Annotated in this window: 12 protein-coding genes and 1 pseudogene; 9 read left to right on the top strand and 4 right to left on the bottom strand. The window is 60.9% G+C overall.

Features of this window, described 5'->3' with window-relative positions; all coding sequences use genetic code 11:
• The first annotated feature begins 3 nt into the window (after positions 1 to 3).
• The 7 genes from K2Q04_RS18345 (at position 4) to K2Q04_RS18375 (ending at position 4,986) form a co-directional block, all read left to right on the top strand.
• Positions 4 to 192, top strand: coding sequence for a hypothetical protein (locus K2Q04_RS18345; protein WP_291166231.1), 189 nt, complete (start codon positions 4 to 6; stop codon positions 190 to 192).
• A gap of 2 nt (positions 193 to 194) precedes the next feature.
• Positions 195 to 950: a Fe-S cluster assembly ATPase SufC gene (gene sufC / locus K2Q04_RS18350; protein WP_291166233.1), complete on the top strand. Its 756-nt coding sequence runs from the start codon at positions 195 to 197 to the stop codon at positions 948 to 950.
• Positions 951 to 952: 2 nt separating this feature from the next.
• Complete coding sequence (gene sufD / locus K2Q04_RS18355; protein WP_291166235.1) at positions 953 to 2,290, top strand: Fe-S cluster assembly protein SufD; 1,338 nt, start codon at positions 953 to 955, stop codon at positions 2,288 to 2,290.
• Between the two features lie 4 nt (positions 2,291 to 2,294).
• Positions 2,295 to 3,578, top strand: coding sequence for a cysteine desulfurase (locus tag K2Q04_RS18360; protein ID WP_291166237.1), 1,284 nt, complete (start codon positions 2,295 to 2,297; stop codon positions 3,576 to 3,578).
• Between the two features lie 11 nt (positions 3,579 to 3,589).
• On the top strand, positions 3,590 to 4,081 hold the full coding sequence (locus K2Q04_RS18365; protein ID WP_291166239.1) for an SUF system Fe-S cluster assembly protein: 492 nt from the start codon (positions 3,590 to 3,592) through the stop codon (positions 4,079 to 4,081).
• Between the two features lie 105 nt (positions 4,082 to 4,186).
• The gene (locus K2Q04_RS18370; protein WP_291166241.1) at positions 4,187 to 4,543 is read left to right on the top strand and encodes an iron-sulfur cluster assembly accessory protein; all 357 of its coding nucleotides are present in this window, start codon (positions 4,187 to 4,189) and stop codon (positions 4,541 to 4,543) included.
• A 26-nt stretch (positions 4,544 to 4,569) separates the two neighbouring features.
• A complete protein-coding gene (locus K2Q04_RS18375; RefSeq protein WP_291166243.1) occupies positions 4,570 to 4,986 on the top strand; it encodes a TfoX/Sxy family protein in 417 nt (138 codons plus the stop codon).
• Between the two features lie 9 nt (positions 4,987 to 4,995).
• Here the strand turns inward: K2Q04_RS18375 and K2Q04_RS18380 are convergent, their stop codons facing one another.
• Positions 4,996 to 6,837 carry a DEAD/DEAH box helicase gene (locus tag K2Q04_RS18380; RefSeq protein ID WP_291166245.1) on the bottom strand — a complete coding sequence of 614 codons (1,842 nt, stop codon included), beginning with the start codon at positions 6,835 to 6,837 and terminating at the stop codon, positions 4,996 to 4,998.
• Positions 6,838 to 7,132: 295 nt separating this feature from the next.
• Positions 7,133 to 7,810: an aquaporin gene (locus tag K2Q04_RS18385; RefSeq protein WP_291166247.1), complete on the bottom strand. Its 678-nt coding sequence runs from the start codon at positions 7,808 to 7,810 to the stop codon at positions 7,133 to 7,135.
• A 395-nt stretch (positions 7,811 to 8,205) separates the two neighbouring features.
• On the opposite strand from K2Q04_RS18385, the gene K2Q04_RS18390 reads away from it, so the two are divergent.
• Positions 8,206 to 9,615 carry a fatty acid desaturase gene (locus K2Q04_RS18390; protein WP_291166249.1) on the top strand — a complete coding sequence of 470 codons (1,410 nt, stop codon included), beginning with the start codon at positions 8,206 to 8,208 and terminating at the stop codon, positions 9,613 to 9,615.
• 57 nt (positions 9,616 to 9,672) lie between these two features.
• On the opposite strand, the gene parE is transcribed toward K2Q04_RS18390, so the two are convergent.
• Positions 9,673 to 11,679 carry a DNA topoisomerase IV subunit B gene (gene parE, locus K2Q04_RS18395; protein ID WP_291166251.1) on the bottom strand — a complete coding sequence of 669 codons (2,007 nt, stop codon included), beginning with the start codon at positions 11,677 to 11,679 and terminating at the stop codon, positions 9,673 to 9,675.
• A gap of 169 nt (positions 11,680 to 11,848) precedes the next feature.
• A complete protein-coding gene (gene panC, locus K2Q04_RS18400) occupies positions 11,849 to 12,700 on the bottom strand; it encodes a pantoate--beta-alanine ligase (RefSeq protein WP_291166253.1) in 852 nt (283 codons plus the stop codon).
• A 196-nt stretch (positions 12,701 to 12,896) separates the two neighbouring features.
• Between panC and K2Q04_RS18405 the strand changes: the two are divergent.
• Positions 12,897 to 13,359, top strand: a pseudogene (locus K2Q04_RS18405) (bifunctional proline dehydrogenase/L-glutamate gamma-semialdehyde dehydrogenase); the annotation flags it as partial.

Below are 13,359 nucleotides of genomic sequence, written 5' to 3' on the forward strand. Positions count from 1 at the left end.
GACATGCAGACCGAATTGGAGCAGGCGATCGAAGAAGAGCGGGCGCTGGCAAAGGAGCACAACTCATTCGTCGAGAGCATCACCGTTGATGGGATAATGGTGGCGACGGGCGAAAACGCGAAGCGCTTGGCAGAGCTTCACCGTCGGGAAAAAGACATCAAAGATAAAATACGCGAACTATTGGATCAGTGAAAATGCTTGAAATCAAAAACCTGCACGTAAAGCTTCAGGATGAGGATCGGGAGATCCTCAAGGGACTTTCGCTGACAGTGCCGAAAGGCGAGGTGCACGCCATCATGGGGCCGAACGGCTCCGGCAAGTCGACGCTCGCGTATGTGCTCGCGGGGCGCGACGGCTATGAAGTCACCGATGGCGACATCCTTTGGAATGGCGAGTCGATCCTCGACATGGAACCGGACGAGCGCGCCGCCAAGGGTGTGTTCCTGGCGTTCCAATATCCGATGGAAATTCCGGGTGTGGCCGGCCTGACGTTTCTTCGTACGGCGCTCAACTCAGTTCGTAAGAAGCGCGGCGAAACCGAGCTGACGACGCCTGCCTTCCTGAAGCTCGCGAAGGAGAAGGGCGCGAAACTCAACATCGACATCGAAATGCTAAAGCGTCCAGTCAACGTCGGGTTCTCGGGCGGTGAAAAGAAGCGTTCGGAAATCCTGCAGATGGGACTTCTCGAGCCGACGCTGTGCGTGCTCGACGAAACGGATTCGGGCCTCGACATCGACGCACTGCGGATCGTCTCGGAAGGCGTCAACGCGCTTCGTTCGCCGGACCGCGCATTCCTCGTCATTACGCACTATCAGCGCCTCTTGAATTACATCGTGCCGGACAAGGTGCACGTGCTCGCGGACGGGCGCATCCAGAAGACGGGCGGCAAGGAACTCGCGCTCGAACTCGAGAAATCAGGCTACGCTGAATATACGAACAAGGCAGCGTGAACATGAACGTAGCAGTTATGAAGACCAAGGCCGAGCAGGCCATCTCGGAGAGCTTCGAGGCGGCCGCTGCAAAGCTTCCGGGTAGTGCGGCGGTGAAGGAGCGCCGTGCGCAGGCCATCGGCACGTTCGGCGGTCTCGGGCTTCCGCACCGGCGGATCGAAGAGTGGAAATACACGGATCTGCGCGCCAACCTCAAAGAGGTGCTGCCGGCAGCCGTCGAGGATAAGACTCCGCTGACGATCGGCGAACTCATCGTTGCGCTTGGGCCGTTGGCTCACGTCGACGCGCATCGCATCGTGTTCGTGAACGGCCACCATCGCGCAGACCTCAGCGATATCGCGGATGCCCAGGGATTGGCGATCTCGACCGTTGGGAAGGCGCTTCAGTCGGCGTCGGAAGAGGCCGTTGCCAACTTGGCTTCGACGCCAGCGGGCGGCGACGCTGTCGAGGCGCTCAATACGGCTTTCATGACCGACGGCGCCATCGTGGATGTTGCCAAGGGTGCGTCGGTCGCCAAGCCGCTGCTGATCGTTTTCGTTCGTGCGGGGTCTGAGGCGAACGCCGTTACCGTCCGGAATTTGATCACCGTCGGCGAAGGCGCCAGCGCGACCATCGTCGAAGCGAGTGTCGTGTTGCCGGGCGCTGTTCGCGACGCGCATTTCAATGCTCTCGCGGAAGTGTCGGTCGGGAAGGGCGCGACGCTCAATCACGTCCTGTCGGCGGTCGACGAAGGCAAGTCGCTGCACCTTTCGAACTGCGAGGTGACGTTGGCAGCTGATGCAACCTATCGCGGCTTCCAATTTTCATCGAGCCTAGGCTTTGCGCGGCACGGCGCCAACATTCTTTTCGACGGCGAAGGCGGCAAGCTCGACCTTTCGGGCGCGTATCTGGCGCGGCACTCCGAGCACGTCGACAACACACTCGTCGTCGACCATGCGGTGCCGCGTTGTGAGAGCCGCGAGCTGTTCAAGGGCGTTCTCGACGGTCACGGCCGCGGTGTGTTCCAAGGCAAGGTCATCGTTCGGCCCGACGCGCAGAAGACTGACGGCAAGCAGATGTCGCAAGCGTTGATGCTGTCTGAAGATGCGGAGTTCGATTCAAAGCCCGAACTCGAAATTTACGCCGACGATGTCGTTTGCGGTCATGGTACGACGAGTGCGGAACTCGATTCCGATCTTCTCTTCTACTGCCGCTCGCGGGGAATTCCTGAGAAGGAAGCCCGCGCGCTGATGATCGAATCGTTCATTGGTGAGGCGCTCGACAAGGTCGAGCACGAGGGGCTCAGAGAGGCGCTTGCATCGTACGCGATGCAGTGGCTCGGCCGCTCGCCACGCGGATAGGCATATGGGACGCGAAACGTCGATTGATGTAGCGAGAAGCACGGCCTCCCACGCGGGGCTGACGGCGGCGCCTTATAACGTCGAAAGCATTCGGGCCGACTTTCCGATCCTCTTTCGCGAGGTGAACGATCGTCCGCTCGTCTATCTCGACAATGGGGCGTCGGCGCAGAAGCCGCTCTCCGTCATCGAGGCGATGGATCACGCCTATCGGTTCGAGTACGCGAACGTGCATCGCGGGCTGCACTATCTCTCGAATACCGCGACGGAGCACTACGAGGCGGCACGGGAGACCGTGCGGCGCTTTCTCAATGCCGAGTACCAGGACGAGATCATCTTCACGCGCAACGCAACGAGCGCGATCAATCTCGTCGCGCGTTCATTCGGCGAACCCCGGGTCGGCGAGGGCGACGAGATCCTCATCACGATCATGGAGCATCACGCCAACATCGTGCCCTGGCACTTTCTGCGCGAGCGGAAGGGCGCCGTTCTGAAATGGGCGCCGATGACGGACAGCGGCGAGCTGATCATTGAAAAGCTCGAGAGCCTGATCACGAAGCGCACGAAGCTCGTCGCCGTTACGCATATGTCGAACGTGCTCGGCACGATCAATCCGGTGAAGGAAATCATCAGGATTGCGCACGCGAAAGGCGTGCCGGTTCTCGTCGACGGCAGTCAGGCGGCCGTGCACATGGGCGTCGACGTTCGCGATCTCGATGCCGATTTCTATGTCTTCACGGGCCACAAGACGTACGGGCCGACGGGTATCGGCGTGCTTTATGCGAAGCGCCAGCACCTCGCTGCCATGCCGCCGTACGAGGGCGGCGGCGATATGATCGAGACTGTGACGCTCGACAATGTGACGTACAACCAGCCGCCGCACCGGTTCGAAGCGGGTACCCCGGCCATCGTCGAAGCCATCGGACTGGGCGCCGCGCTCAATTACATGATGCAGATCGGCCGCGAGAAGATTTCGCTCTACGAGGCGGAGCTTGGCGCCTACGCGGCGGAACGCCTGGCGGAACTGCCGTGGCTGAAGCTTTACGGGACTGCGCCGGGAAAAGGTTCGATCTTTTCGTTCACGATCGACGGGCTGCACCCGCATGACGTTTCGACGATCATCGACCGGTCGGGCGTGGCTATTCGCGCCGGTCATCACTGCGCGCAGCCTCTGATGGAGCGGCTTGGGGTTACCGCAACCTGCCGCGCGTCTTTCGCGTTGTACAACACAAAGGCCGAGGCTGACGCGCTGGTGGCAGCGCTGACCAAAGCCCATGACCTTTTTACCTGAGGAGCTTCCGGATGGACGGGAAGCAGATCGAAGACCGCGCCGCCGTGAAGCAGGCAGTCGAAGCGCTCGACGCGCCGCCGACATCGCCTCCTGATGGCGGTGTTGCTCCGGACCCCGTGCCGGACATTGCGACGTCTGAGCAAAAGACGACCGATCAAAATGCGACGGCTGCGGCGACAGCGCTGCCGCCTGAAGAGATCGAGCGACTGACGACCGAAATCGTCGCCGCACTGAAGACCGTTTACGATCCCGAGATCCCTGCTGACATCTACGAGCTGGGCTTGATCTACAAGGTCGAGATCGACGACGACCGCAATGTCGCGATCAACATGACCTTAACGGCTCCTGGATGCCCGGTTGCCGGCGAAATGCCGATTTGGGTTGAAAATGCCGTCAATGCGGTTCCGGGCGTCGCGCAGACGAAAGTCGCCATCGTTTTCGATCCGCCTTGGGATCAGAGCCGGATGTCGGATGAGGCGCGCCTCGCTGTCGGCATGTTTTGAGGACGCACTCGCATTTGAGCCCTGAATTCTTATATGATGTGGCTGTTGCCACGACTCGCACATACGGAGGCCCGCGTGCCCTCGCTTAGAATAATGCCAAAAGTCATGACCCTGACCGACGCCGCTGCGGCGCGCGTTTCGGCGCTCATTGCGCAGAAGCCCGGCGTCAAAGCCCTCAAGATCGGGGTGAAGAAGGGCGGCTGTGCGGGCATGGAATACACCATGACGTGGGCGGAAGAGATCGGGAAGTTCGACGAGATCATCGAGGAAAAGGGCGCCGTCGTCCTGATCGACCCGGCTGCGATGATGTATCTGCTCGGCACCGAGATGGACTACAAGACCGATAAGCTTTCTTCGCAGTTCGTGTTCAACAACCCGAACCAGAAGAGCGCGTGCGGTTGCGGCGAGAGCGTCAATCTCGAGCCGGCAACGCCTCCTGGATTTGCTCCGGCCGACGTGTGATCTGGATGCGGGCATGACGGTCAATCATGTCCGCCAATGACGAAATTCTCGAAATTCTGAAGGATGCGCTGGGCCGTGCGGGCTCGGTTCGCGGGCGGCGCATGTTTGGCGGCGTCGGCGTTTATTTCGACGGCATCTTCTTCGCGATCATCGACGACGGTGCGATCTATCTCAAGACGTCGGACGAGACGCGGCCGAGGTTTGCGGCCGAAGGTTCGCGCGCGTTCTCGTACATGACGAAGAACGGCCGCGCGGAACTGCATTCCTATTGGCTGCTGCCCGAGCGCCTGCTCGACGATACGGAGGACCTACGAGACTGGGCATCCGCGTCGGTCGCGGCGGCAAAATATGCAGCGTCGCAAGCCAAGCGAGTGGCGCGGCCTGCTCGCACCGCTCAAACGGCGAAGCCGGCCAAACCTCACGCAAAGTCGAAGAAGCGCTGAGCGTTAGTCTCAGCCGCGTCCGGGGACTTTGATCGGACGCGGTGGCTTGCGCATGAACGCAGGCACGTTCTCGGCAAAGCCCAAGCGCTCATCACCCTTGTGAGAGGGTTGCTGCTTACGAGGCGCTTCCCTTGCCGCTTCACGCTTTTCCGGCCTCTCATGGCCATGGCGTGCGTGCCGCTGCGCGGGGGCGGGCTCGTCCGTCCACGCATCAGGAGCGGGTTTCGGACGCTGCGGGCGCCGTGTCGGTTCTGCGGACCGGCGAGGATGCTCGGACCGTGCGTGCTCGGATCTTGGGTGATCAAGGCTCGGCTGATCAGATCTCGGATGCTCAGATCTCGGATGCTCGAGTCTTGGTTGCTCGGATCTTGAATGATCGGATGATCTTGAGCGCTCGGATCTTGCGTGCTGCTGCCGTGGCTGTTCGGATTGCGGTTGCGGCGCTCTCTCCGGGCGGGGCGTGCGTCTACGCTCCTGGCGGTGAGATTGCTCGATCGGCTCCAGATAGTCCGGCTGACTGGTCTCGTGATGCGGCTGGCGAGCGCTTTGCTGAGGCTGACGCTCCCGGTGCTCGGGTGCGCGGTCTTTATGATCCTGCGGCCGGCCAGCCCGGTGCGCAGCCTGCTGAGGCCTACGTGATTTATCGGCGCCTGAGCTTTGACCGCGTCCGCCACGACCCCGGCGGCGTTTGCCGGCACTCGCGAAATCCTCTTCGCTCGGGGCGTCGCCAAGCCATACAGGCGCTTCGCCGGTAATCTTTTCGATGTCCTTGACGAACTTCAGATCGTCCGGACTGACGAGCGAGGCTGCATAACCTTCGCGACCCGCCCGGCCCGTGCGGCCGATGCGATGCACGTAGTCGTCGGCGGCCCACGGCAGGTCGAAATTGAAGACGTGCGAGACGTCAGGGATGTCGAGGCCGCGCGCTGCAACGTCGGATGCCGCCAGCAGCATGATTTCGCCGGCGCGGAATTTGTCGAGCGTGTCCATGCGGCTCGCCTGATCCATATCGCCGTGAAGCGCACCAGCGTTGAAGCCATGCTTCGTCAGCGATTTGAAGAGGACGGCGACGTCACGCTTGCGGTTGCAGAAGATGATGGCGTTCTTGACGTTGCCTTCCCGGATCAAATTGCGCAGGACGTCGCGCTTCGCCCAGTCTTCGCCGTTCGGACAATAGACGAAGCGCTGCGTGATGGTCTTCGCGGTCGTCGCGGGCTTCGCGACTTCGATCCGCTCGGGATTGTTCAGGAACTGATTGACGAGCCGTGTGATCTCCGGCGGCATCGTCGCCGAGAAGAAGAGCGTCTGGCGCCGTGGCGGTAGAAGCTTGCAGATTTTCTCGATGTCCGGAATGAAGCCCATGTCGAGCATGCGGTCGGCTTCGTCGATGACGAGGATTTCGACGCCCATCAGCATGACGCGGCCACGCCCGAAATGGTCGAGGAGCCGGCCAGGGGTTGCGATCAGAACGTCGACGCCACGGTCAAGCTTCTTGACCTGGTCGTCCATCGAAACGCCGCCGATGAGCAGCGCGACCTGCAGTTTATGATTTACGCCGTATTTTTCGAAACTTTGCGCGACCTGGGCAGCAAGCTCACGGGTCGGAGCGAGGATCAACGAACGGGGCATTCGTGCTCGCGCGCGGCCGGTTTCGAGGCGCGTGATCATCGGGAGGACGAACGAAGCCGTTTTTCCTGTGCCCGTCTGGGCAATGCCGAGCACGTCTCGTCCGGTAACGGCAACCGGGATGGCGGCGGCTTGAATCGGGGTGGGGTTTGCGTAACCCGCAGCCGTTATGGCCGCTTGAACCTTGGGCGAAAGCCCGAGGTCAGCGAACGTCTTGGTTTCCAAAAGTCAGTATCTCCATCTGCACAGCTCGGATGGTCCGGCGCAACGCAGCGTCAGACAGTCTTTCAAGAGCGCAGGGGGGACGGGTGCCGAAAGGACCTAAGCCGAATAGGAGTGCGGATCAAAAAGCATAAAAAAACGCGCAAATCGATCCCCTGCGCTCCGGCACGCTCGGGTGCTCGCATACATCTCGGCCTAGCGCAAGGGAATCTCGCCGGTTTAGGCTACTGAGCCCGCGGGGTTGTGTCACAGGGAGGATTGGGCGAGCGAATTCGGCCGCTCGCCCCGGATATCGTCCTTATGCGTCGGCCTTGAGCAGCCACCGTCCGAATAGGCCGCCAATGACGCCTCCCAGAATGGGGGCAGCAAAGAACAACCAGACCTGAGACAAGGGCAGCCCGGCGGCATAGACGGCCGGCCCGAAGCTACGGGCGGGGTTGACCGACGTATTGGAGATCGGGATCGACATGATGTGGATCGCGGTCAGGGCCAGGCCGATGGCCGCAGGAGCGAGAAGTGCCGGCCCGTTCACCCGGGTCACGCCCATGATGACAACGAGGAAAAAGGCGGTCAGCACGGTCTCGAGGATAAAGACCTCAGACAGGCTCGCCTTCAGCATCGAAAGTTCGCCAAAACCATTGGCCGCAAATGTCGGGCTGGTGTGACCGACGAGAGAGAAGATTCCGCAGGCTGCGCAGGCTCCGATGAGTTGCGCCAGAATGTAGAACACGGCCTTTCCAAGCTCGAAACGGCCGCCGGCAACAAGACCAAGCGTTACGGCTGGATTGTAATGTCCGCCGGATATGTGGCCGATGGCGAAGGCCGTCGCCATGACAGTAATGCCGATGCAGAATGCGACGCCGAGAATACCTGCGGCTCCCGATGGTGCTCCGAAGGAGTAAAATGCTGAGCCCAGAATGGACGACATCAGCATGAATGTGCCGAATGCTTCAGCGGCGAGTGCGCGGCTGTTCATTAGATAGAGCTCCTTATTTTCTCAATTTTTTTGCGACGCGCGCAGTGGGTACGGCCGGAAACGCGACTTCACAGCGATACCGGACGTGCCGATACCGGACGCGTGCGATGCGTCGCCGTGGACGAATCACTGCAGCGCGCATTAACCGTAGCGAGGCGTAGGCAATCGGTCCGCCCCAATGCGGTCACAAATTGTCCCGGGCCCGAGAAGGGCTTATTTGTCGTATTAGCGAAAATGACTTTTGGATCGATATTCCGTGCCGTAAATATCTGCCGGGGGCGCAGATACCAGTCGGACACGCAGGTTCGCTAAAAGTCGATGGCGTCGCCTAGTGCGGCGTGATTCTCAGGTTAGAGATACGCGAGCGCCGCTGAAATTCGCGAGGATCTCGATCGATGGCTGGAAATGCTCGTTCTTCGATGGCTGACGCCGGCCTGACCATTCGCGAGACCGCGACGGGCGGAGAAGCGCGCCCGAGAGGCGTCCGCCGCGGTGACGCCATCCGAGAGCTCAAGAAGCGCGATAACTACACGAATTTCCGCCATATAGCGTTTGTCTACCTCGTCATCGCTGCATCGATTGGCTTGACCATTTGGAGCTACGGCGCGGTCGCGGATGCAGGTCTCGGGTGGTGGTGGAATATCCCCATGACGCTGTTGTGCATCGCAGTGGTCGGCGCGTCGCAGCACCAGTTCGGCGGCGTCATTCACGAGGGGACGCACTTCATCCTCTTTGAAAATAAGACCCTGAATGAATTGGTGTCCGATTGGCTCGGCGGGTTTCCGATCTATACGTCGACGTTCCAATACCGGCTGCACCATCTCGCGCATCACCAATTCATCAACGATCCGCTCCGCGATCCCGATTGGGCCCAGCTCAATGAAAGCGGTCATGATCTCGACTTCCCGATCACTCATTTCGAGATGTTGAAGGAACTCGGGAAGCAGCTTTGGCTGCCGAACCTCTTCCGCTACATGATCGTGCGTGCCCGCTACAGCGCGCTCGGTACCGACAACAACCCGTACATGGACCGAGAGCGCAAGGGCGAACGCCTACCGACACTGATGGGCGTCATTTACGCCGTGTCGGCGCCCGCAGCTGCGATCACGCTCATCAAGTTGGGACATGGCGCGTGGGCCTTCGCGGCGCTTGGCGCGATGACGGCCGCGGCTGTCGCGTACTTCTATTTTCTCGATGAGGAAAAGCTGCCGCATGCGCACGTCGAGACGGTGATCTCCCATCGGACGACGAACATCAGCCGCATCCTCTTTATGGCGATCCTCTACTCCGCTCTCACGGGGATCGAAGTCGCGGGCTGGGGCCCGGCGTGGGCGTATTTCGGCCTGCTCTGGATTCTGCCGCTGTTTACGGCGTTCCCGCTGTTCATGATCATGCGACAGTGGGTGCAGCACGGAAATGCCGATCGCGGACGTTACACGAACACCCGGGTGTTCCTGGTCAATCCGTTCATTCGTTACGCGGTCTTTCCGTTCGGGATGGATTATCACCTCCCGCACCACGTCTTCGCCTCCGTGCCCCACTACAAGCTCAAGGGCTTGCACGAACTGCTGCTGCAGGATCCCGAATACCGGGAGAAGGGGATCGTCGTTGAGGGTTACTTCAACTCGCCGCATGGCAAGGTCGAGGATCGCCATCCGACCGTCATCGAGGTTCTGGGTGAAAAATATGCGCCGGAGCCGGGCGGTAACGTCTACGTCGATACCGATACGCTCGAATACGCCAAGGTGAGCGACGCCGATGCGATCGCGCGCGAGAACGAAGCGTCTCTTCGCGACGGCAAATAAAAAACGAGAGGAGCGTTTGCGCTCCCCTCGTTCAAGCTGCCAGCCTATCGTTTCGTCTTAGATATCCAGGTCTTTCGCGAAAGCCGCGTGTTCCTGGATGAAGCGGTAACGAGCTTCGGGCTTCGAGCCCATCAGCGCATTGACGGCATCGCCCAATCCGCCACGTCCGTCTTCGCTGATGCCAACGCGCAGAAGCGTTCGCCGCTTCTTGTCCATCGTCGTCTCTTTGAGATCCTTGAAGTCCATCTCGCCGAGGCCTTTGAAGCGCGTAACCTTCGGCTTCCGGCCCTTAAAGTGCGTGGCGAGAAGTTCGTCGCGATGCGCTTCGGTGCGCGCATAAACAACGTCGCTCTTGTCGGAGATTTTGTAGAGCGGCGGGACTGCCAGAAACAGATGGCCGTTTTCAACGAGTTCCGGCGTCTCCTGATAGAAGAAGGTGATCAGCAGCGAGGCGATGTGCGCGCCGTCCACGTCGGCGTCCGTCATGATGATCACGCGCTCGTAGCGCAAATCCTCGTCGCGATATTTGGTGCCGGTGCCGACGCCGAGTGCCTGAATGAGATCGGAGAGCAGCTGGTTTTGTGACAGCTTCGCCGAGGACGCGTTGGCGACGTTCAGGATCTTGCCGCGCAGCGGCAGGATCGCCTGAGTTTCGCGATCGCGCGCGCTCTTGGCGCTGCCACCGGCGGAGTCTCCTTCGACGATGAAGATTTCTGTGCCTGCTGCCTGCTGAATCGAGCAGTCGGCAAGCTTGCCGGGAAGGCGCAATTTGCGCGTCGCGGACTGGCGGCCGACCTCTTTCTCGCGGCGGCGCTTTAGGCGCTCCTCGGACTGATCGATGGTCCACTCGAGGAGCTTTGTCGCCTGTTGCGGGCTATCTGCGAGCCAGTGATCGAAGGCGTCGCGGACGGCCGTTTCAACGATCTTTGTTGCTTCCGCGGTTGCGAGCTTGTCTTTCGTCTGCCCCTGGAATTCGGGTTCGCGGATGAAGACCGACAGCATCGACGCTGCCGTGCCCATGACGTCTTCCGACGTGATCTGGATTGCCTTCTTGACGTTGACGAGTTCGCCATAGGCGCGGAGGCCCTTGTACAACGCCTGACGCAGGCCGTTCTCGTGCGTGCCGCCTTCGGCCGTCGGAATGGTGTTGCAGTAGGAGGACGAGAAGCCATCCTCGTCGGCGATCCAGGCGACGGCCCATTCGACCGATCCGTGACCGTCTTCCTTCTCGATGCGACCCGAAAAGATGTCCTTGGTGACGCGCGCCTGCCCCTCGATCGACGACGTCAAGTAGTCGCTCAAGCCGCCGGGGAAGTGGAACACCGCTTCGGCGGGCGTTTCGTCCTTGATAAGGTCGGGGGCGCACTTCCAGCGGATTTCGACGCCGCCGAAAAGGTAGGCCTTCGAGCGGGCCATCTTCATCAGGCGAGCGGGCTTGAAAGCGCAGCCTTTGCCGAAGATCTTTTCGTCCGGCTTGAAGCGGACTTTGGTGCCGCGCCGGTTCATGATCGAGCCGAGCTTCTCGAGCTTGGTTTGCGGCTCGCCGCGCGAGAATACCATCCGGTAGAGCTGCTGGTCGCGCGCCACCTGGACTTCGAGCGTTTCGGACAGTGCGTTGACGACGGAGACGCCGACGCCGTGCAAGCCGCCGGACGTATTGTAGGCCTTCGAGTCGAACTTGCCGCCGGCGTGCAGCACAGTCAGCACGACTTCGAGCGCGCTCTTGTTCTTGTATTTCGGGTGCGGGCCGATCGGAATGCCGCGGCCGTTGTCGGTAACCGTCAGAAAGCCGTCGGCCGAAAGTTCGACTTCGATCCACGTCGCGTGTCCGGCGACAGCCTCGTCCATCGAGTTATCGATCACCTCGGCGAAGAGGTGGTGCATCGCTTTTTCGTCAGTGCCGCCGATGTACATGCCGGGGCGGCGGCGTACAGGCTCCAGGCCTTCGAGCACCTCGATATGATGCTCGCTGTAGCCAGTTTCGACGGGCTTGCGTGCACGCGACGATTTTTCAGTCATTTCGCTATCGAATTCCGGAAAGAGGTCGGTTTGAGATCGGCTCATCTACAGCCCTTGATCGTCTGAGGCGTGACCACACGTTCCGAAAGAAGCGGCGGGACGCACGACAGCAGAAGCCGCTGATGCGAATCTTGAGGGTTCCTTATAGCCTGAGCCGGGGGCATGCCACCATCGCGTTTGCGACTTGTGGCGGCACTGCAACGCGCCAAATGCCTTAGACTGCGACGTTATCGATCAATCGCGTCTTGCCGAGCCAAACAGCGGCCAGCACGCGCAGCGCCCATCCATCTGCCGCAGGAGGCACGGCCAGCGTTTCCGCGTCGCGGACTTCGATGTAGTCAATTCTCGCAAACCCGGCTGCGATGAGCTTGCGCTTGGCGTTAGAAATGCCGGTCGGCACATCCGCGCCATTTGCAACGTCTTCGGCGAGCGAGGAAATTACGGCGTATAGCGCGGGGGCAATCCTGCGTTCTGCTTCACTCAGATAGGCATTGCGGGATGAAAGCGCCAGCCCGTCTGTGTCACGCTTGGTCGGTCCACCAATCAGCTTCACGGGCGTATTGAGATCGCGCACGACTTGCCGCAGCACGGTGAGCTGCTGATAGTCTTTTTCGCCAAAAATCGCGATGTCGGGCGTGACCTGGTTGAAGAGCTTCGTGCATACCGTCGCCACGCCGTCGAAGTGGTTAGGACGGAACGCGCCGTCGAGATCCTTGGCGGCGCTCCCGGCGCGAACCCCCACGGAAAAGCCCTCCGGATACATTTCCTCGACGGCTGGCGCCCAAACGAGATTAGCGTCGGCATCGGCGAGCTTTATCAGGTCACCGGCCTCGTCGCGCGGGTAACGCGAGAGATCTTCGTCTGGCCCGAATTGCGTAGGGTTGACGAAGATCGAAACGACGACCTTGTCCGCCTTCTTCCTGGCAAGCTTGACGAGCGCAAGGTGGCCTGCGTGCAGCGCGCCCATCGTCGGCACGAGGGCGATCGTCTGGCCACGCTGGCGCCATTTCGAGGTGGCTTTTCGGAGGTCGCGCAGGTTGCGGACGACTTTGATGATTTCGGACAAAGCTTAGGCCCAGATGAGATTTCAGGGCAGTGGTGCAGGGATTACGGGCAAGTCGTCAAGGGGAGAAGCTGGTGGCAGCTTTTTCGACCGCAGGCGCGGGCTCCTCAATCTGCTAATATTGGCTCTGGGCGAATCGCTGTGAGCGCCTTTTATCAGCGGGAACATTATGGTCGCGATATTGCGGCGCGAGGATAGCGTGACACAACGGGGTCTCCCGTCACGGGACGAGTTCGCCGCACAGTATCTCACGGACGAGCCGCGGCTTGTCGGCGCTCTGATCGAACGTGCGCTCTTCACCGAGGACGAGCGGCGGCGGACCGCGGACGTGGCGCGGCGGCTTGTGCATGCGGCGCGGGCGGACAAGGCGAGCCACGCCGGCGTCGATGCGTTCATGCACGAATACGGCCTGGCGACGGACGAAGGCGTGATCCTGATGTGCCTCGCCGAGGCGCTGCTGCGCATTCCGGACGCCGAGACGGCAAATGCTTTCATCGCAGACAAGATTTCCGGTGGCGCGTGGGAGAAGCATCGCGGGCATTCGGAGAGCCTCTTTGTCAACGCATCGACTTGGGGCTTGATGCTGACGGGCCGCATCATGCGGCTCAGGGAAGCCAAGGGCGCAAACCCGCTGCAGGCGATGAAGCGCCTCGTGGCGCGTT

The sequence above is a fragment of the Hyphomicrobium sp. genome, assembly GCF_019753045.1.
Taxonomy (GTDB): Bacteria; Pseudomonadota; Alphaproteobacteria; order Rhizobiales; family Hyphomicrobiaceae; genus Hyphomicrobium_B.

Coding starts and splice junctions, on each gene's coding strand:
- K2Q04_RS18370 (WP_291166241.1), top strand. CDS start 4,187: ATGACCCTGACCGACGCCGCTGCGGCGCGCGTTTCGGCGCTCATTGCG.
- K2Q04_RS18390 (WP_291166249.1), top strand. CDS start 8,206: ATGGCTGGAAATGCTCGTTCTTCGATGGCTGACGCCGGCCTGACCATT.
- sufD (WP_291166235.1), top strand. CDS start 953: ATGAACGTAGCAGTTATGAAGACCAAGGCCGAGCAGGCCATCTCGGAG.
- K2Q04_RS18365 (WP_291166239.1), top strand. CDS start 3,590: ATGGACGGGAAGCAGATCGAAGACCGCGCCGCCGTGAAGCAGGCAGTC.
- K2Q04_RS18345 (WP_291166231.1), top strand. CDS start 4: ATGCAGACCGAATTGGAGCAGGCGATCGAAGAAGAGCGGGCGCTGGCA.
- K2Q04_RS18375 (WP_291166243.1), top strand. CDS start 4,570: ATGTCCGCCAATGACGAAATTCTCGAAATTCTGAAGGATGCGCTGGGC.
- sufC (WP_291166233.1), top strand. CDS start 195: ATGCTTGAAATCAAAAACCTGCACGTAAAGCTTCAGGATGAGGATCGG.
- K2Q04_RS18360 (WP_291166237.1), top strand. CDS start 2,295: ATGGGACGCGAAACGTCGATTGATGTAGCGAGAAGCACGGCCTCCCAC.
- K2Q04_RS18385 (WP_291166247.1), bottom strand. CDS start 7,810: ATGAACAGCCGCGCACTCGCCGCTGAAGCATTCGGCACATTCATGCTG.
- parE (WP_291166251.1), bottom strand. CDS start 11,679: ATGAGCCGATCTCAAACCGACCTCTTTCCGGAATTCGATAGCGAAATG.